The sequence below is a fragment of the Pseudomonas chlororaphis genome (assembly GCA_001023535.1).
Lineage (GTDB): Bacteria > Pseudomonadota > Gammaproteobacteria > Pseudomonadales > Pseudomonadaceae > Aquipseudomonas > Aquipseudomonas chlororaphis_E.
Window position 1 is genome coordinate 477,481 of the sequence record CP011020.1, and the last position, 17,231, is coordinate 494,711.

A 17,231-nucleotide genomic window follows, 5' to 3' on the forward strand; every position below is an offset into this window, starting at 1 on the left:
CCTGTCGCTCATCAGGCCGGCACGTCAAACAACAGCGAGCCCTTGATACTCGCCCAATGGGCGGCTTCGGCATCGCCGAGCTTCTCGGCTTTGACATAGCTCAGGGCGAACATCTTGCGGGTGCCGGGCAGCACCAGGGCCAGTTGGTACTGGAACACCTTTTCGGTGCCCTTGTTGAACTGGCTGCGCAGCTCGATGCCTTCGACTTCCTGGCTGGCGCCCAGGCGCACCGGGACGCCCGGTTGGCAGCGCAGGTCCTGGACCTGTTTTTCCAGGCGCGCCAGTTGGTCGTCGAGGTTGCTTTGCAGGGTCTCGCCCTCGGCGAGCAGGCTGCGACTGACGATCAAGGACGTGCCCAGCTCGGGGAACTTGAGGATGTTGATCGTCGCGTCGAGCAATTCGCTGGGCGGCAGTTGGAACTGGAATTCGTTGATGCGGTAAGTCATGGCGCCTGAATCTCTGGATTAACCCTGGGGGAACGCGGCTTTGATGTTCGCGTCGATGCTGCCCTTGACGCCCTGGCCGTCCGGCGTGGCACCGGGGCCGCCGCCGTTGTTCAGGTGCAGCACGCCGCCGGTGTTGAACTCGGCATCGCCGCTGGCGTAGAAGCTGATCTGCACGCCGGTCAGGTTGATCTGGCCGCTGGCATTGAGCTCCAGGATGCTTTCGCCGCACACCAGGCGCAGGTTCTCGCCCACCTCGATGACGTAGCTCTGGCTGATGCTGTCGGTCTTGCGCAGGCCCACCGAGAGGATGTCTTCCTGCTTGACGATGCGCAGGCGGTTGTTGCCGATGGTCACCGTCTCGTCATGGCCGATGCTCTTGTTGCGGTCGTGGCCCACCGAATGGCTTTCGTCCACTTCCACCACGATGTCCTGGTTGCGCTCGGCATGGATGTACAACTGCTCGGCGCCTTTCTTGTCTTCCATGCGGATTTCGTTGAAGTTCGCCGGCGTGCCGCCCTTGCTCGAACGGCTCTTCATGCCGCTCTGGGTCGCATTGGCGGGCAAGTCGTAGGGCACGGTCTGTTCAGCGTTGTAGACACGACCGGTGATGATCGGCCGGTCCGGATCGCCTTCGAGGAAGCTGACGATCACTTCCTGGCCGATGCGCGGGATCTGCATCGAGCCCCAGTTTTTCCCGGCCCAGGCCTGTGACACGCGAATCCAGCAGGAGCTGTTTTCGTTGGACTGGTCGTGACGGTCCCAATAGAAATGCACCTTCACCCGGCCGAACTGGTCGGTCCAGATTTCCTCGTCCTTGGGGCCCACCACCAACGCGGTCTGCGGGCCTTTGACGATGGGGCGATGGGTGATGGGCAGCGGTCGATAGCTTTGCTGGGCGTCGATGCAGGTCAGGCTGCTTTCGAACTGGGCCGAAGGCGCGCCACCGTTGGTTTCGCCGCTTTCCTGGGAAATGTAGTAGCGGGCACCGACGATCAGGTACTCGCGGTTCTGGTCCTGGCGGGTGAAGCCGGTGAGGCTGAACAGGTTGCCCGAGCCCAAGCCGCGGGCGTTGCCGGCCAGCTCGACCTGCTCGTGCTGGGTCTGCAAGGCTTCGATGCGGGTGCGGGCGTAGTGTTCGCCATCGGCGCTCTGCACGTAGGTGCCGGGGTAGTCGTACAGCGGATAGTCACCGGCGGCATGCGGGCGTGGCATGGCCGAACGCACGTCGATCCGTGCGCTGGGACGCTGGAAGTCGTAGTCGTTGAGCTCCAGCGAACCCGGCTGGACTTCCTGGGCCAGGTGCCAGTCGTGGATGTGGTCGCGTTCGCGTTGCTGCTCGTTCTTCGGGTAGTAGGGCACCGACGCGTAGCCGGGCGCGCTGGTGTGCGCGCCGTAGGCATCGGCCAGCACCAGCACGTGGCGGCCTTGTTCGTGGCGGAAGAAGTAATAGATCCCTTCCTGCTCCATCAGCCGGCTGACGAAGTCGAAGCTGGTCTCGCGATACTGCACGCAGTATTCCCACTCGCGGTAGGTGGCGCTCAGGCTGTCTTCGAAATCGGAAAACCCGAGGTCGCGGAACACCTGCTTGATGATCTGCGGGATGGTCAGGTTCTGGAAAATCCGGCAGTCGGAGGTGCGCGTCAGCAGCCACAGCCAAGGCCTGAGCGTGGCCTGGTAGCTGGAGAACTGGCCCTGGTCGACGTTCTGGCTGCAGCGGGCAACGATGCCGTGGAAATACCGTTCGCCGCCGCCGTCCAGTTGCAGGCTCACGCACATGGGCTTGCCGAGCAACTGGTTGAGGTCGATGGCGTTGTCCAGCGAGTGCAGCTGCAACTCATAGTTGAACAGCCGCCCCAGCTCTTCGCCGCCACCCATGTCCTTGAGCAGCAGCACCTCGGGCCCCAGGGGGCTGGTGATTTTGGCCAGGCGTGAGGCTTGGTTGAATAACATCGGTTATCTCGTCGTTGTATGGGCTGCGCCGCTGTTTCCCTGAATAGACCGGATCAACTGTGGGAGCGAGCTTGCTCGCGATGGCGGTGTGTCAGTCAACCGTAATGCTGGCTGTAACTACGCTATCGCGAGCAAGCTCGCTCCCACAGGGGCCGGTGTACCTTTCAATCAGGCCGCGTCGCTGAAATCGTACTGCAATTCGTTGTCCACCGCGCTGATCCGCACGCCGGCCATGGCCTTGCCTTCGAGCATGCGGGTCAGGAACTCGCGGCTCATGTCCGGCAGCAGGCTGTTGGTCAGGATGGTGTCGATCATACGGCCGCCGCTTTCGGTTTCGGTGCAGCGCGAGACGATCAGGTCGATCACCGCGTCGTCGTAGTCGAACGCGACTTTGTGGGTACTTTCCACGCGCTTCTTGATGCGGTTGAGTTGCAGGCGGGTGATGGCCTTGAGCATTTCGTCGCTGAGCGGATAGTACGGGATCGTCACCAGGCGGCCGAGCAGGGCCGGCGGGAAAATCTCCAGCAGCGGCTGGCGCAGGGCCTTGGCGATTTCTTCTGGCTCGGGCACGTTTTGCGGGTCTTTGCAGACGTCGGCAATCAGCTCGGTGCCGGCGTTGGTGGTCAGCAGGATCAGGGTGTTCTTGAAGTCGATCACCCGGCCTTCGCCGTCCTCCATGACGCCTTTGTCGAACACCTGGAAGAAGATCTCGTGCACGTCCGGGTGGGCTTTTTCCACCTCGTCCAGCAGCACCACGCTGTACGGTTTGCGCCGCACGGCTTCGGTCAGTACACCGCCTTCGCCGTAGCCGATGTAGCCCGGTGGCGCGCCCTTGAGGGTGGACACGGTGTGGGCTTCCTGGAACTCGCTCATGTTGATGGTGATGACGTTCTGTTCGCCGCCGTACATGGCTTCGGCCAGGGCCAGGGCGGTTTCGGTCTTGCCCACGCCAGAGGTGCCGGCGAGCATGAACACGCCAATGGGCTTGCTCGGGTTGTCCAGGCCGGCGCGGGAAGTCTGGATGCGCTTGGCGATCATCTGCAAGGCGTGGTCCTGGCCGATGATGCGTTTTTTCAGGTGCTGGTCGAGGTTGAGCACGGTTTCCAGTTCGTTGCGGGCCATGCGGCCCACCGGGATACCGGTCCAGTCGGCGACCACCGAGGCCACGGCCTGGTAGTCCACGGTCGGCAGGATCAGCGGGTTCTCGCCTTGCAGGGCGCTGAGGCGTTGTTGCAGGTCCACCAGTTTTGCCCGCAGGTCGTGGCTTTCGTTGTCGCTAGCTTCGCTGGCGTCGTCGCTGTCCACCACGCCGACGCGCTCGCGCAGGGTGGCGCGGGTGGCGAGCAGTTCGTCCACCAGGTTCTTCTCTTCGGCCCAGCGGCTTTCCAGTTCGGCCAGGCGTTCGCGCTCGGCGCTCAGCAGGCTTTCACTGTGGGTCTGGCGGTTGCCGATGACGACGCCGATCGCGTGCTCGCGGGCGATGATCTGCAGCTCGGTTTCCAGTGCCTCGATGCGCCGACGGCTGTCATCCACTTCGGCCGGCACCGCGTGCAGGCTGATGGCGACGCGGGCGCAGGCGGTGTCCAGCAGGCTCACGGACTTGTCCGGCAACTGGCGAGCGGGGATGTAGCGGTGGGACAGCTTGACCGAGGCTTCCAGGGCTTCGTCGAGGATCTGCACCTGGTGGTGCTGTTCCATGGTCGAGGCCACGCCGCGCATCATCAGCAGGGCCTTGTCTTCCGACGGCTCGGCCACTTGCACCACTTGGAAACGACGGGTCAGGGCCGGGTCTTTCTCGATGTGCTTCTTGTACTCGGCCCAGGTCGTAGCCGCCACGGTGCGCAGGGTACCGCGGGCCAGGGCCGGCTTGAGCAGGTTGGCCGCGTCACCGGTGCCGGCGGCGCCACCGGCGCCTACCAGGGTGTGGGCTTCGTCGATGAACAGGATGATCGGCTTGGGCGAGGCCTGGACGTCTTCGATGACCTGGCGCAGGCGCTGTTCGAACTCGCCTTTCATGCTCGCGCCGGCCTGCAACAGGCCGACGTCGAGGCTGCGCAGTTCCACGTCCTTGAGCGACGGCGGCACGTCGCCGGCGACGATGCGCAGGGCAAAGCCTTCGACCACGGCGGTCTTGCCCACGCCGGCTTCACCGGTGAGGATCGGGTTGTTCTGGCGGCGGCGCATGAGGATGTCCACCAGTTGGCGGATCTCTTCATCGCGGCCGACGATCGGGTCGAGCTTGCCGCTGCGGGCCTGCTCGGTGAGGTCGACGGTAAAGCGCTTGAGCGCTTCCTGCTTGCCCATCGCACTGGGGGCCATGGCGCCGCTGGCTTCGCCGGGCACGCTGCCGGCGTTGAAGCCGTCGCTGGCGGTCAGGGCATTTTCCGGGGAGTCGCCGACGTATTCGTCAAAGCGTTCGCTCAGGGCTTCGGCCTTGACCTTGTCGAACTCCGACGACAACCCCAGCAGCGCGTGGCGCAGGCTTGGCGTCTTGAGGATGCCGAGCACCAGGTAGCCGGTGCGCACCTGGCTTTCACCGAACATCAGGCTGCCATACACCCAGCCGCGTTCCACGGCTTCCTCGACGTGGGACGACAGGTCGGTGATCGAGGTCGAGCCGCGTGGCAGGCGGTCCAGGGCGTCGGTCAGGTCGCGGGCCAGGCGCGCCGGCTCGACGTTGAACTGGCGGATGATGCGGTGCAGGTCCGAGTCCTGCAATTGCAGCAACTGGTGAAACCAGTGGGCCAGTTCCACATAAGGGTTACCGCGCAACTTGCAGAACACGGTGGCGGCTTCGATGGCTTTGTAGGCCACGCTGTTGAGTTTGCCGAACAACGCGGCGCGACTGATTTCACCCATGCTCATGGCTCCTTGAGGTCTGTGAGGTGTTGGCCTGTTCGGCGTAATGCCGGGCCAGTATTAGATCGTTGGCATCTTTTTCGGGCTGGCCCAGCCAGGTGTTGAACCCCAGGCGGAAACGGCCGTTGAGTTGTAGCGCCGGGACCTCGGGCTGCTCCAAGACCAGGTTCAGGTCCCAATCCAGTTCATGGCCCAGGTATTCGGCGACCCAGGCCACCAGTTCATTGAACGGCTGGCTGCCGGGCAGCATGCCCATGTAGTCCACCAGCTTGAGCGGCCCCAGGCGAATGCGGAACTTGTGCTGGCGATCCCAGACGTAGCGACCCAGGCAGAAGTCCACGCCCAGTTGATGGGCGCTGACGCCGACGCGGCTGCGTTCCGGCAGCTCCAGCCATTGGCCGACGTACTCTTCGATTTCCACCGGCAGGCCGAAATACTCGCCAAGGATCGCCTTCAAACCGTCGGGGTAGCGGGTTTGCGCCGCCAGGTGGCCGCTGTAGTGCAGCTTCGCCGTGTCGGGAATCAGCCCCTGCTTGAGCAGGCTGGGCATGCCGCGTCCGCTCAAGGACGCCAGGCGCGCCGACCAGTAGTCGTCGTCCGGGCGGTCGTGGCTGACCGTCGGCCGCGCTTCGGCCCAGGCCCGGTAGAACAGGCTGAGCAAGCGATGGTGGAACACGTCGAGAAAGCGCTTGCTGGTGCTGTCGGCGTTGTTGCGCTGGCGTTCGCGCACGTATTCGGTGATGTGCAGCGGCATCGGCCCGTTGGGGCCGCCGAGGCCGAAGAAGAATTGCTCCAGCCGCGCGGGCGCGCCGTCGCTGCCCGGTTGCACCGAGGCCAATGTCGCCGGCGCGAAGGTGCAGTCGGCTTGTTGGCCCAGGCGCAGCGGGTCATCGGCCAGGCGTAGCGAATGGCCCAGGCGCGGCAGCTCGGGGGATTCACACTCGATGCGCCGCAAGGCCTGGAAGAAGTCGTATTCCCAGGGCTCCTGGTGCATCGCTTCCAGGGTACTCACAGGGTCGGACGACGTCCGGGCTTGGCTTTCCATCGCATGATCTCGCCGCGTTCGGTGGTACGAATCACCGTTTCGGTAAAACTGTTGATCGACACGTAGCGTGCCAGGAAGCGCTCGAACACCGCGCCGAGCAGGAATACGCCGGTGCCGCGAAACGCGTTTTCATCGAACTCCAGGGTGATCTCCAGGCCGCGACCGAAGACGATCGGGCCGGGCATCGGCAGGCGTCGGGTGCAGGCTTTGCTGCTGACTTCCCGCAGGCCTTCGATCTGCAATTGCAGCGCCGCATCGTTGCTGTCGCCGTACAGGCGCAGCAGCTCGCGCAGTGCGGCGGCGCCCTGGCCTTGTTCACTGAGGGACAGGTAGTTCAGCGACAACTGGCTGATCAGCCGCCAGGCCTTGGCGTCGTGGGCATGGCTGGCCCGTGGACGACTGGGCCCGGCCACGCAGCGCACGGCGCCGACCGGGGCACTGTCGGCCAGGGTGAAGTCGGTCTTGCCGCTGCCCACGCTCATGAACAGCGGCAGGTCGCGGTTGGTGCACAGCGCCGTCACGCCCAGTTGACGCAGGTCATGGCGATAAGGCGCCTGCTGGCTGTCCACCAGGCTGACGAACGTTTCGCTGCCGATGTAGGTCGAGCGCGGGCCGTTGCGGCGCTGGTCGCTGGAGAGCACCCGCGGTTCACGACGCACCGTGTAGTACGCCTTGTCGCGCCCATAGCGCGACGGATCGCGCACGGCGTAGAACGGCAGGAATGGCTGTTCCGGCCCGGTGCCGTGGCCGGTGAGGCCGGTCAGCGAATGCACTTCGAAATCCATCGGCCGGGTACGGTCGGCGATCACGTGGTGTTCGTTGACCCGCTCCGACAAGTGAATGCGATCCAGGCGCTTGGGAAACAGGTTGATGGCCGGGGTGCAGAACGGCAGGAACTGCGCGGCCCCGACGCTGCCTTCCAGGCTCGGGTCGTGGCGGTCGAACAGCACGATCAGCTCCAGCTCCTGGCCGTCGCAACGCTTGACCGCCCGGCCCAGCTGGGTGAAGTCGACGAACAGAAAACGCTGGGGCAGCGCGAAATATTCCTGCAACAGGCGATAGCCCTGGAAGGCCCGCGACACCACGGGCAGCGCCGCGTCGGCATCGTCGAAGCCGCGCGAACGCAGCGCGTCCTGAGGCAGGCGCTCGACCCAGTCGCCGCCGGGCTTGCGCGCGAACACCGCGCAGGCGTTGCCCAGTAGTTGTTCATAGAGGCGGAACGGCTGCTCGTCGGCACCGCTCAGGTACAGCGGCAGGTTGTCCAGGGCCAGGCTGTTGAACGGCAGTTCGGCCCCGGTGCGCAGGGTCAGGCGCAGGCCGGCCTTGGCCTTCGGCTCGCTGGCGGCCAGGCGCCCGAGCACCGTGGACGGGTTGCCGAAGTATTCGGCGTGGCTGACCTGCAACGGCCACAACGTCACCGCGTGGGCGGTGCGGTACTCGCAGCAGGTCTGGGTTTCACGGCCCAGGGCGGCGCGCAGGACGCTGTCGCGGGGCAGCGGGAAACCGCTGCTCAGCGAGCCTTCGTCCGGGTCAGCTTGCAACTGCACCACGGTCATCGACGGCGTGGGCGCCAGGTAATGGGGGTAGGCGATTTCCAGCAGGTTGTGGGTGAAGGTCGGGTACTCGGCGTCGAGCTTGAGCTGCACCCGCGCCGTCAGGTAGGCGAAGCCTTCGAGCAGGCGCTCCACGTATGGGTCGGCGCAGTCCATGCCGGACAACGTCAGCCGGCTGGCGATCTTGGGGTATTCCTTGGCGAACTCCGCCGCGCTTTCGCGCACGTGGTGAAGTTCCTGGTTGTACAGTTCCAGCAAACGCGGGTTCATGAACGTCTCCGCTGGTCGGCATTGACCACCCGCACGTGGCCGGTCTCCAGGTCCAGGTCGGTTTGCAACATCAGGCGCAGGGGCACCGGCTGAGCCCAGAGGTCGCCTTCGATCTCGAAGCTCAGGGCGTTGTGGTTCATCTCGGCGGTGGCCCGAGCACGCACGCGCAGGGTGTGGCGCAGGATCCGCGGCTCGAACGTGGCGATGGCCTGGTGGATCAGGGTTTCCAGGGCCGAGACATCGACGTTCGAGGCGCTGTTGCCGGCCAGTGCCGGCAGCCCGAAGTTCACCACCGAGGTGCCGGCCGCCGTGTGCAGCGTGGCATCGGCGTCGAGCAGGGAGGTGGTGTTGAGCAGCCACGCCAGGTCACGCAGCACCGAGGCCTTGAGCTGGGTGAGCGAGAGCACGCGTTTGTCGGCGCTTTCCTTGGGATTGGTCGGATCGTCGTCAGTCAACCGGTCCAGCAGGGACGGTTGCAGGCGATCGCGGGCGGCGATTTCGGTTACCACCTGAATAACGCCGTGAACATTTTCTGGTCTTGCTGACCGAGTCCGCACATGGCGCTGGGATTGACCGACGAAGCTTCCAGCGCACCGTTGATTTTGCGCACAGCCTGGGATTTGGCATCACAGTCGCGGCTCGGTGGCGGCTCGGGAACGCTGCGCTCTACCAGAAAAATCGGGACACCGTTGAACGTCTCGACGCGCAATTCGCCGCTCTGGTTCAGGTTGAAGTAGCACGGCCACTCCATGCCCAACACCAAGTGCGTCTGGTCCGGTTTCAACACTGCGCATTGGCCGTTCAGGTCTACCAGCTTGAGCGCCTGGCCAGCGAATGTACCTTGGGTGCGAGCGGGTGCATCGAGACGGTCAGGGTCGGCTTCGGCGCAAGCGTTCAAGCTGATTAGCAAACCGCACAACAGTGTCGCTCGCAGCGTCGGCCCTATCATGTCAACTCCCAGAACCAGACCTGTTTGGACATAAAGTCGCCATCAAAGAAGCCTTTGGTCCGGCCACGATTCCACAGATCAATATGATCGCCTGTGCGCCCGCTTTCGGCCTCGCCCGCACGGGCAAAGCAGTCTTTGAAAAAAACGATTCCGGTCTTCTGGCTGAGCGTCAGCCGATCAGCTGCACTCCCACTCAGAATGGTCGGACGTCCTAAATGATGCCGCCAGAGCCAGTTCGCCAGCGACTCGGCGCCACGGGCATGCTCATGGTTGCATTTGGGTTCGGTGTAGGTCGACTTGTTGACCTTGATAGTCAACTCGCCATTCAACGCGACGCTCATGCGGATAGCGCACTGGTTGCCCCAGGGCTGATCGCATGGGTTCTTGACCGTTGGATAGCTGTTCCACAAATTGATAAACGAAGGCTTGGCCATGACTCAGATACCGCGCGCAAAAGGATTGGATTCGAGCAAGCACCAAACACCCCCGGCGCAGGGCACCGGGGGCGTGTTCGATTACACCTTGACGTTCTGACGCACGTTCCAGCCGAACTTGACCGGACCGCCTTCCTTGGTGCCGTCGGCTTTCTGTGGCTGGTAGTCCACCAGCACCTTGGCGAAGTTCAGGGTGACGTTTTCGGTCAGGCGATCATCGCTGCCCGAGCCGCCGGTGCTCAGGGAGGTGATCAACACTTCTTCCAGGTTGATGATCATGTACTCGACCTGGCTTTCACCGCCGGCCTTGCGCACGGTCAGCTTGACCTTGTCGATGTGCTTGCCGCTGGCGCAGTGCATCATCAGGTTCGGCGAGGCCTTGTCGACGAACTTGGTCAACGACAGGTCCTGGATGTTCACCTTGCCCGCACCACCGCCGCTGCCGGTGTGCATGTTGCCGGACTGGGACATGCCCCAGCTCCAGTTCAGGACGTCGATTTCGTCCTTGTGGGCCTTGTCCATGGACTCGCCCTTGATGTCGCCGATCTTGATGAAAATATCAACAGCCATGTTTTCTCCCTGTGTGGTTTCTAACCACATTGTTTGGTTGACGCTGACCTTGCGAAACTTCTTTGGATGTCAGCCGAAACACCGTACCTGTGGGAGCGGGCTTGCTCGCGAATGCGGTGGGGCAGCCAACGCCGATGTCGACTGATCCGACGCCTTCGCGAGCAAGCCCGCTCCCACAAGGAACAGGCCTGCCGACAAATACTGTTGCTTACGCGCCCTTGGCCGACGGCAGTTTCGATACCAGGCGCAGCGACACGGTCAGCCCTTCGAGCTGGTAGTGCGGACGCAGGTAGAACTTGGAGTTGTAGTAACCCGGGTTGCCTTCGACTTCCTCGACGATCACTTCGGCCGCCGCCAGAGGGTGCTGGGCCTTGGTGGTCTCGGTGGAGTGCGCCGGGTCACCGTCGACGTAGTTGAGGATCCAGTCCTGCAACCAGCGCTGCATCTCGTCCTTCTCTTTGAAGGAACCGATCTTGTCGCGCACGATGCACTTCAGGTAATGGGCGAAACGGCAAGTGGCGAACAGGTACGGCAGGCGCGCGGCCAGGTTGGCGTTGGCGGTGGCGTCCGGGTCGTCGTACTCGGCTGGCTTCTGCAGCGACTGGGCGCCGATGAAGGCCGCGAAGTCGGTGTTCTTCTTGTGCAGCAGCGGCATGAAACCGTTCTTCGCCAGCTCCGCTTCACGGCGGTCCGAAATGGCGATTTCGGTCGGGCACTTCATGTCCACGCCACCGTCGTCGGTCGGGAACGTGTGGGCCGGCAGGTTTTCCACTTCACCGCCAGACTCCACGCCACGGATGCGCGAGCACCAGCCGAAGTGCTTGAACGAGCGGTTGATGTTCACGGCCATCGCGTAGGCGGCGTTGGCCCAGGTGTACTTGGAGCTGTCGGCGCCGTCGGTGTTTTCTTCGAAGGCGAAGGCTTCCACCGGGTCGGTCTTGGCGCCGTATGGCAGGCGCGCCAGGAAGCGTGGCATGGTCAGGCCGATGTAGCGCGAGTCTTCCGATTCACGCAGCGAACGCCAGCCGGCGTACTCGGGCGTGGTGAAGATCTTGGTCAGGTCGCGCGGGTTCGACAGTTCCTGCCACGAGCCCATGCCCATCACGGTTGGCGAGGCGGCGGAAATGAACGGGGCGTGCATGGCCGCGCAGACTTTCGACAGTTCGCCCAGCAGTTCCACGTCCGGTGGCGACTGGTCGAAGTAGTAGTCGCCCACCAGGCAGCCGTATGGCTCGCCGCCGAACTGGCCGTATTCTTCCTCGTACATCTTCTTGAAGATCGGGCTCTGGTCCCACGCGGTGCCCTTGAACTTCTTCAGGGTCTTGTGCAGGTCGGTCTTGGAGATGTTGAGCACGCGGATCTTGAGCTGCTCATCGGTCTCGGTGTTGTTGACCAGGTAGTGCAGGCCACGCCAGGCGCTTTCCAGCTGCTGGAAGTCGGGGTGGTGGATCACCTGGTTGACCTGGGCGGTGAGCTTGGCGTCGATGGCGGCGATGATCGATTCGATCGACTTGATGGCGTCGTTGGACACCAGGTCAGTCTGCGCCAGGGCCTGCTCGGCCAGGGTGCGCACGGCCGTCTCGACGGCCTCGCGAGCACGTTCGGTCTTGGGCTTGAACTCTTGCAGCAGCAGGGAGGCGAATTCGCTGGTCTCTTCGGTCGCGCCGAGGTTCTGGACGCCTTCGCGGGCGGTATTGTCAGTCATGATCATTGGTCCTGTGCTGGCTTCGGCGCGCTCGCCAGGGCCTGCAACAGCGCTGGGTCCTTGATCGCCTTCATGATGATTTCTTCAGCGCCGGTCTTGCCGTCCATGTAGGTCAGCAGGTTGGCCAGTTGGGTGCGCGCTTCGAGCAGCTTGTTCAGCGAGTCGACCTTGCGCGCCACGGCGGCGGGGCTGAAGTCGTCCATGCTTTCGAAGGTCAGGTCCAGGCTCAGGTTGCCTTCGCCGGTCAGCTCGTTGGGCACATGGAACGCCACGCGCGGTTGCATGGCCTTGAGGCGCGAGTCGAAATTGTCGACGTCGATTTCGAGGAACTTGCGATCGGCCACCGGTGCCAGAGGCTCGGCGGGCTTGCCGGCGAGGTCAGCCATTACCCCCATGACGAAGGGCAACTGGACCTTTTTCTCGGCGCCGTAGAGCTCGACGTCGTACTCGATCTGCACTCGAGGCGCGCGGTTGCGCGCGATGAATTTCTGAGAACTTTGCTTCGCCACGTTGCTGCTCCTGGTCGCTTGAGCGACGGTGTTGGCGTCATCGGTGGTACCGGTGACGTGACTGCGTGATCCGTTCGCTTTTATTCGCTATCTGGGCCGCGCAGGTTTTCAAATTGACTCATGCCGTCGGGAATCAGGTTGCGCACGATTGCCGCAAAATCGGCGTGCACCAGATTCTTGGCCCGGTTCAACAGCACCGGCAGGGGGCTGGAGGGCTCGTGACGGGTGTAGTAAGCGAGAATCCGATCAAGGCTGCGCAGCACGTCGTCGCGGTTGGCGATTTCGCCGCTGGCGGCACGCGGTGCGCCTGGCACGCTGGTGGCCGCGCCGCTGGAAGGGGCGCCATCTAGCTCGTCGGGCGCGCTGTCCTCGTCGACTGGTGCGGCGTCGTCGCTTTGCGGGGCGAACTGACCGAGGATCTGCAAGGCCATCTTGAGCGGCTGCTTCAGTGGGCCGAGGTCCACGCCCTGGGCCGAACCCACCTGGTCGCTGACCTGCTGTTCGATGGCTTCGGCGGCGCTGCGGGCTTGCGACAAGGCCGCACGGGTGATCTCCAGTTGCTCGGCATCGCTGTCGCGCAGGGCGCCGGCCAGTTGTTCGGCGCCGAGGGTTTCGTCGGCGAAACTTTGCAGGCCGCTGGCGTTGGCGGCGGCGCGCAGGCTGACGGCACCGAAGGTGCGCGAGCGTGCCAGGATGCTTTCGCGCACCAGGCGAATGGTCATGTCGGATGTCAGGCCGGCGAGGGCATTGATGCGCACGGTGGGGTCGTTGTCGTCATCGGCATCCAGGCGCGGATGCAGGTCGGCCCAGTATTGCTTGAGCAATTCGCTGATCAGGGTCAGCGAGCTGGCCAGCCCCGGAAGGCCTTCGAGGGCCAGGGAGCTTTGCAGCAGGAAATGGGTAATGCGCAGGTCTTTGCTGCGTTGCAGCAGGTCCAGGCTTTGTTGCTGGATGCTGCGCCATTCAGGGGGTTCGGCAGGCAGGATCGAGTCGCCCATGCTGCGCTCGGGCTGGCCTCGGGAATCGCGTTCCAGGCGCAAGAAATCCGCGTCATATTCCAGGTCTTCACCGCAAGGCGAGTTCGCGGAAACGGCGGCGAGCAGCAAAGGCACATCCACTTGGATCGATCTCCCTATCGCCCGTGCACAATGAAGTCGGGCAGTTCACGCAAGTTCCGGATGGAACTTCACATGTCTCTTGACGGTAATGGCCCGATAGATGCGCTATGATCTTAAAGTGCCATCATTGATATTCAAGAAGTTGTGCATTTTTGGTGTAGTACTTATCGCTTGTCAAGGTAAGCTATTTCGACTCTGTTACAGTTGTGAGGCGCTTAACAACCCACGCGACTGGCAGGTCGAGGTAGGTACCGAGAGCGGTTTTTTGTCATGCAGGCCGGTTAAGATCAGCCATCATGCTGGCAAAAAGCCGTTTCGCGGTGCTTTGCAAGGTTTTTGGCGTGTCGCCGGGGCAGTTCTCCCCCGGCTACGCCCACGCGCGAAGACGTGCGCAGAAGTATTCAGCAAGGAGGCGAGATGCCGCTGTGTTTGACTATCACTAGTTATCACAAGATTACCCCGGGTCAGTGTTCTGAAAAGTCCATGGACCAGGGGGTGATGGCAATTGGCCGTAATTCCGATAATGATTGGGTATTGCCGGACCCGGAGCGCCTGGTATCCGGCAAACATTGCGTTATTCAATACAAGGACGGGCGCTATTATTTGACTGATAACAGCACTAATGGTGTGGAATTGGTCAAGGCCGGCGTTCGCTTGCGCAAAGGCAACAGCGAGCCATTGCAGGATGGCGAAGTGATCCGCATCGGCGATTATGAAATCCAGGCGCGCGTCGACTTCAACCTGCCGGTCACCGACAGCAACCCGTTTGCCGAATCACCCAGCAGCTTCGAAGCCTTGATGGGGCGCCAGGGCGCCGCGGCGCCTGCCCCCATGCCGGTGTCGATGCCGATGACGTCGCCTGCGCATTTCCAGGGCGGGTCGGCCATGGACACCTTGCCGGACCTGTTCGATTTCCTGGCGCCCTCCAGTATTGCGCCGGCCACCCAGCCCGATCATGTGCCCGCCCAACAGCACGATTTCCGTCCCCCGACGCCGATCCCACGGCCTGCGCCGCCGCCCGTGGTCGAGCCGGTAGCGGTCAATCCTGGCTCGGTGATCCCGGAAGACTGGGACCTGTTCAGCGACAAGCCGGCACCCGTAGCGGTGCCCCCTGTCGCCGTTGCGCCGCCTGTGGCGCCGCCGATCATCGAGCCGATACCGATCCCCGTGACCCCCGTGACCCCCGTGCCGGTTCCGCCGGTGGCCGTACCCGTCGAGCCCGTGCCGCTGCCTGAGGCGCCGGTCACTCGCGTTGACGCACCGGTGCCCCGCGCTGAAGCGCCGGCGGCCCCGGTCGATAGCCTCCAGCCCGACCTGCTGCAAGCGTTCCTGCGTGGCGCCGGGCTGGACCAGTTGCGCCTGGACAAGGCCCAGGCCGAGGCACAGATGGAAAGCATCGGTCGCAGCTACCGGTTGATGGTCGAAGGGTTGATCGATGTCTTGCGCGCTCGCAGCAGCCTCAAGGGTGAATTCCGTATCCAGCAGACGATGATCCAGCCGGTGGAAAACAACCCGCTGAAGTTCGCCCCCAACGTCGATGAAGCGATGCTGCTGCTGTTGCGCCATGGCAACCAGGCGTTCATGGCGCCGGACGCAGCGGTGCGGGACAGTTTCGATGACCTGCGTGCACATCAACTGGCGGTGATGGCCGGGGTAGAAGCCGCCATCAAGCATCTGCTGGCGCGTTTCGAGCCGGCGCAACTGGAAGAACGCATGGGCAAGCCCGGCGGGCTTTCGGGTATTTTCAGCGGCTCGCGGCAAGCCCAGTACTGGCAGCAGTTCACCGAGCTCTACAGCAATATTTCCCGGGAGGCCCAGGAGGATTTCCAGGACTTGTTCGGCCGTGAATTCAGCCGCGCCTACGAAGAACACAGCACACGACAGCGACGCCATTGAGCGTCGTCGTCCCATAACAATAACCACAAGCACACAACGGATAGCTCAAACGTCATTGAGGACGCAGGATGATTCCCAGGTTTTTACTCGCAGTCGCCACCGCGCTTCTGTTGACGGCGTGCGCCAAGGATGGGGCCAAGTCCCAGCCCGAAGAGGCTGAAGCCGACACCGCCGCCGTCGAGCTGCACTTGCATGCCATTGCCGGCCTCAACCCCGGCGCCACCGGCCAGCCGGCCCCGGTGCGGGTGCGCATTTTCGAACTGAAAAATGCCGCCACCTTCGGCCGCGCCGATTATTTCGCCCTGGCCGAACGGGCCCAGGCGACGCTGGGCGCCGACCTGATCGACCAGGACGAGGTGCTGATCCAGCCCGATCAGCAACTGAGCCTGCAACGTGACCTCGACCCGGCCACGCGCCACATCGGCATCCTGGTGGGCTATCGCGAACTGGATCAGTCGCTCTGGCGCACGGTCTTGAATGTCCCGCCGCGCCAATACACCGAATACCAGATCAGCCTCGACGTGCGCGCCGTGCGCAGCAGCGTCGTCGTCCCCCCATCCAGCCCTGCCCAATAAGCAATCGGAGCCCCCATGTCCTGGAACAATCGCGTGGTCTGGTCGGAAGGCATGTTCATTGGAACGCAGCACTTCCAACAGCACGACCGTTACCTGGAAAACCTTATCGACGCGCGCAGCCGACCGTTGTCGGCCGGCGCCTGGGGGTTTTCCGAATTGCTGATCGACCAGGGCCTGCTGGCCCAGGGCAAGCTGGCGATCATCTCGGCACGGGGCCTGTTGCCGGACGGCACGCCTTTCAACATCCCCCACGATGACCTGGCGCCGACCCCGCTGAACATCGACGACAACCTGCGCGATGGCCTGGTGTACCTGGCCTTGCCGCTCAAGCGTGCCGGTGCCCGCGACACCGTCGATGAAGGCGAGGCCCTGGGCGCCGCGCGCTACATCAGCCAGGTCAGTGAAGTGCGCGACGACAACGCACCCTTCGAAAACCGTGCCCCGGTGGCCTTGGGTGCCCGCGCGCTGCGCTTGCTGACCGCCGAGGATGGCATCGGCGACTACGCGGCCATCGGCGTGGTGCGCATCAAGGAAAAACGCGCCGACCGGGCGCTGGTGCTCGACGACACGTACATCCCGCCGCTGTTGGATGTCATCGCTTCCAAGCCCCTGGCGGCGTTTCGCAGTGAGTTGCTGGGCTTGCTGCACCAGCGTGGCGAAGCCCTGGCCGGGCGAGTGGTGGCGTCCGGCGCCGGTGGCGCCTCGGAGATCGCCGACTTCATGCTGTTGCAACTGGTCAACCGTGCCCAGCCGCTGATCCAGCACCTGAGCCAGTTGAGCCCGTTGCACCCCGAGCGGTTCTACAGCGAACTGGTGGCCCTGGCCGGGGAGTTCTCGACCTTCACCGCTTCCGGGCGCCGACCGCAGGAATACCCGCAGTACCAGCACGATGACCTGGCGTTGAGTTTCGCCCCGGTGATGCAAGCGCTGCGCGAAGCCTTGTCGATGCTGATCGACAGCAAGGCGACGCCGATTCCGATTGTCGAGAAAGCCTACGGCATCCACGTGGCGATGCTGGCCGACAAGACCCTGCTCGACAGCGCCAGCTTCATCCTGGTGGTGCGCGCCGATGTCCCCGCCGAAACCCTGCGCGGCCGTTTCGGCCAGCAGAGCAAGGTCGGTTCGGTGGAACACATCCGCGACCTGGTCAACCTGCAACTGCCGGGCATCGGCCTGCTGCCGTTGCCGGTGGCGCCACGGCAATTGCCGTATCACGCCGGTTCCACCTACTACGAGCTCGACCGCGGCAGCGACCACTGGCAGCAACTGAGCAACTCCGGCGGCTTTGCGTTCCACATCGCCGGTCAGTTCCCGGGCTTGAACCTGGCTTTCTGGGCGATCCGAGGATAAAC

At 63.6% G+C, this 17,231-nt stretch carries 15 protein-coding genes; 3 read left to right on the plus strand and 12 right to left on the minus strand.

Annotated features, from left to right (window positions below; all coding sequences use genetic code 11):
• Positions 1–11: 11 nt before the first annotated feature.
• The 12 genes from VM99_01960 to VM99_02015 form a co-directional block, all read right to left on the minus strand.
• Positions 12–446, minus strand: coding sequence for a hypothetical protein (locus VM99_01960; GenBank protein ID AKJ96872.1), 435 nt, complete (start codon positions 444–446; stop codon positions 12–14).
• A gap of 18 nt (positions 447–464) precedes the next feature.
• On the minus strand, positions 465–2,396 hold the full coding sequence (locus tag VM99_01965; GenBank protein ID AKJ96873.1) for a type VI secretion protein ImpA: 1,932 nt from the start codon (positions 2,394–2,396) through the stop codon (positions 465–467).
• Positions 2,397–2,564: 168 nt separating this feature from the next.
• Positions 2,565–5,255, minus strand: a complete 2,691-nt coding sequence (locus VM99_01970) for an ATPase AAA (GenBank protein AKJ96874.1) — start codon at positions 5,253–5,255, stop codon at positions 2,565–2,567.
• Positions 5,248–6,300: a type VI secretion protein gene (locus tag VM99_01975; GenBank protein ID AKJ96875.1), complete on the minus strand. Its 1,053-nt coding sequence runs from the start codon at positions 6,298–6,300 to the stop codon at positions 5,248–5,250. The genes VM99_01970 and VM99_01975 overlap by 8 nt, the downstream gene beginning before the upstream one ends.
• Positions 6,264–8,123 (minus strand): type VI secretion system protein ImpG, encoded by a 1,860-nt coding sequence (locus VM99_01980; GenBank protein AKJ96876.1) that lies wholly within the window; start codon positions 8,121–8,123, stop codon positions 6,264–6,266. The genes VM99_01975 and VM99_01980 overlap by 37 nt, the downstream gene beginning before the upstream one ends.
• Entirely contained in the window at positions 8,120–8,632 is a 513-nt protein-coding gene (locus tag VM99_01985) for a type VI secretion system lysozyme (GenBank protein AKJ96877.1), read from the minus strand. Before VM99_01985 ends, VM99_01980 begins: the two co-directional genes overlap by 4 nt.
• Positions 8,626–9,072, minus strand: coding sequence for a hypothetical protein (locus VM99_01990; protein AKJ96878.1), 447 nt, complete (start codon positions 9,070–9,072; stop codon positions 8,626–8,628). The genes VM99_01985 and VM99_01990 overlap by 7 nt, the downstream gene beginning before the upstream one ends.
• Positions 9,069–9,506, minus strand: coding sequence for a hypothetical protein (locus VM99_01995; GenBank protein AKJ96879.1), 438 nt, complete (start codon positions 9,504–9,506; stop codon positions 9,069–9,071). The genes VM99_01990 and VM99_01995 overlap by 4 nt, the downstream gene beginning before the upstream one ends.
• A gap of 81 nt (positions 9,507–9,587) precedes the next feature.
• On the minus strand, positions 9,588–10,076 hold the full coding sequence (locus tag VM99_02000) for an Hcp1 family type VI secretion system effector (GenBank protein ID AKJ96880.1): 489 nt from the start codon (positions 10,074–10,076) through the stop codon (positions 9,588–9,590).
• A gap of 208 nt (positions 10,077–10,284) precedes the next feature.
• Positions 10,285–11,781 carry an EvpB family type VI secretion protein gene (locus tag VM99_02005; protein AKJ96881.1) on the minus strand — a complete coding sequence of 499 codons (1,497 nt, stop codon included), beginning with the start codon at positions 11,779–11,781 and terminating at the stop codon, positions 10,285–10,287.
• Positions 11,782–11,783: 2 nt separating this feature from the next.
• Positions 11,784–12,290, minus strand: a complete 507-nt coding sequence (locus tag VM99_02010) for a hypothetical protein (protein ID AKJ96882.1) — start codon at positions 12,288–12,290, stop codon at positions 11,784–11,786.
• An 80-nt stretch (positions 12,291–12,370) separates the two neighbouring features.
• Positions 12,371–13,408, minus strand: a complete 1,038-nt coding sequence (locus VM99_02015) for a type VI secretion protein ImpA (protein ID AKJ96883.1) — start codon at positions 13,406–13,408, stop codon at positions 12,371–12,373.
• Positions 13,409–13,825: 417 nt separating this feature from the next.
• Here VM99_02015 and VM99_02020 point away from each other — a divergent pair, with 417 nt between their 5' ends.
• From VM99_02020 to VM99_02030, 3 genes are all read left to right on the plus strand, one after another.
• On the plus strand, positions 13,826–15,304 hold the full coding sequence (locus tag VM99_02020; GenBank protein AKJ96884.1) for a type VI secretion protein: 1,479 nt from the start codon (positions 13,826–13,828) through the stop codon (positions 15,302–15,304).
• Positions 15,305–15,372: 68 nt separating this feature from the next.
• A complete protein-coding gene (locus tag VM99_02025) occupies positions 15,373–15,879 on the plus strand; it encodes a type VI secretion protein (GenBank protein AKJ96885.1) in 507 nt (168 codons plus the stop codon).
• Positions 15,880–15,894: 15 nt separating this feature from the next.
• Positions 15,895–17,229: a type VI secretion protein gene (locus VM99_02030; GenBank protein AKJ96886.1), complete on the plus strand. Its 1,335-nt coding sequence runs from the start codon at positions 15,895–15,897 to the stop codon at positions 17,227–17,229.
• Positions 17,230–17,231 lie beyond the last annotated feature (2 nt).

Excerpts from the sequence above, each read along its gene's own strand:
- VM99_01960 (AKJ96872.1), bottom strand. The coding sequence starts at position 446 with ATGACTTACCGCATCAACGAATTCCAGTTCCAACTGCCGCCCAGCGAA.
- VM99_01965 (AKJ96873.1), bottom strand. The coding sequence starts at position 2,396 with ATGTTATTCAACCAAGCCTCACGCCTGGCCAAAATCACCAGCCCCCTG.
- VM99_01970 (AKJ96874.1), bottom strand. The coding sequence starts at position 5,255 with ATGGGTGAAATCAGTCGCGCCGCGTTGTTCGGCAAACTCAACAGCGTG.
- VM99_01975 (AKJ96875.1), bottom strand. The coding sequence starts at position 6,300 with ATGGAAAGCCAAGCCCGGACGTCGTCCGACCCTGTGAGTACCCTGGAA.
- VM99_01980 (AKJ96876.1), bottom strand. The coding sequence starts at position 8,123 with ATGAACCCGCGTTTGCTGGAACTGTACAACCAGGAACTTCACCACGTG.
- VM99_01990 (AKJ96878.1), bottom strand. The coding sequence starts at position 9,072 with ATGATAGGGCCGACGCTGCGAGCGACACTGTTGTGCGGTTTGCTAATC.
- VM99_01995 (AKJ96879.1), bottom strand. The coding sequence starts at position 9,506 with ATGGCCAAGCCTTCGTTTATCAATTTGTGGAACAGCTATCCAACGGTC.
- VM99_02000 (AKJ96880.1), bottom strand. The coding sequence starts at position 10,076 with ATGGCTGTTGATATTTTCATCAAGATCGGCGACATCAAGGGCGAGTCC.
- VM99_02005 (AKJ96881.1), bottom strand. The coding sequence starts at position 11,781 with ATGACTGACAATACCGCCCGCGAAGGCGTCCAGAACCTCGGCGCGACC.
- VM99_02020 (AKJ96884.1), top strand. The coding sequence starts at position 13,826 with ATGCCGCTGTGTTTGACTATCACTAGTTATCACAAGATTACCCCGGGT.
- VM99_02025 (AKJ96885.1), top strand. The coding sequence starts at position 15,373 with ATGATTCCCAGGTTTTTACTCGCAGTCGCCACCGCGCTTCTGTTGACG.
- VM99_02030 (AKJ96886.1), top strand. The coding sequence starts at position 15,895 with ATGTCCTGGAACAATCGCGTGGTCTGGTCGGAAGGCATGTTCATTGGA.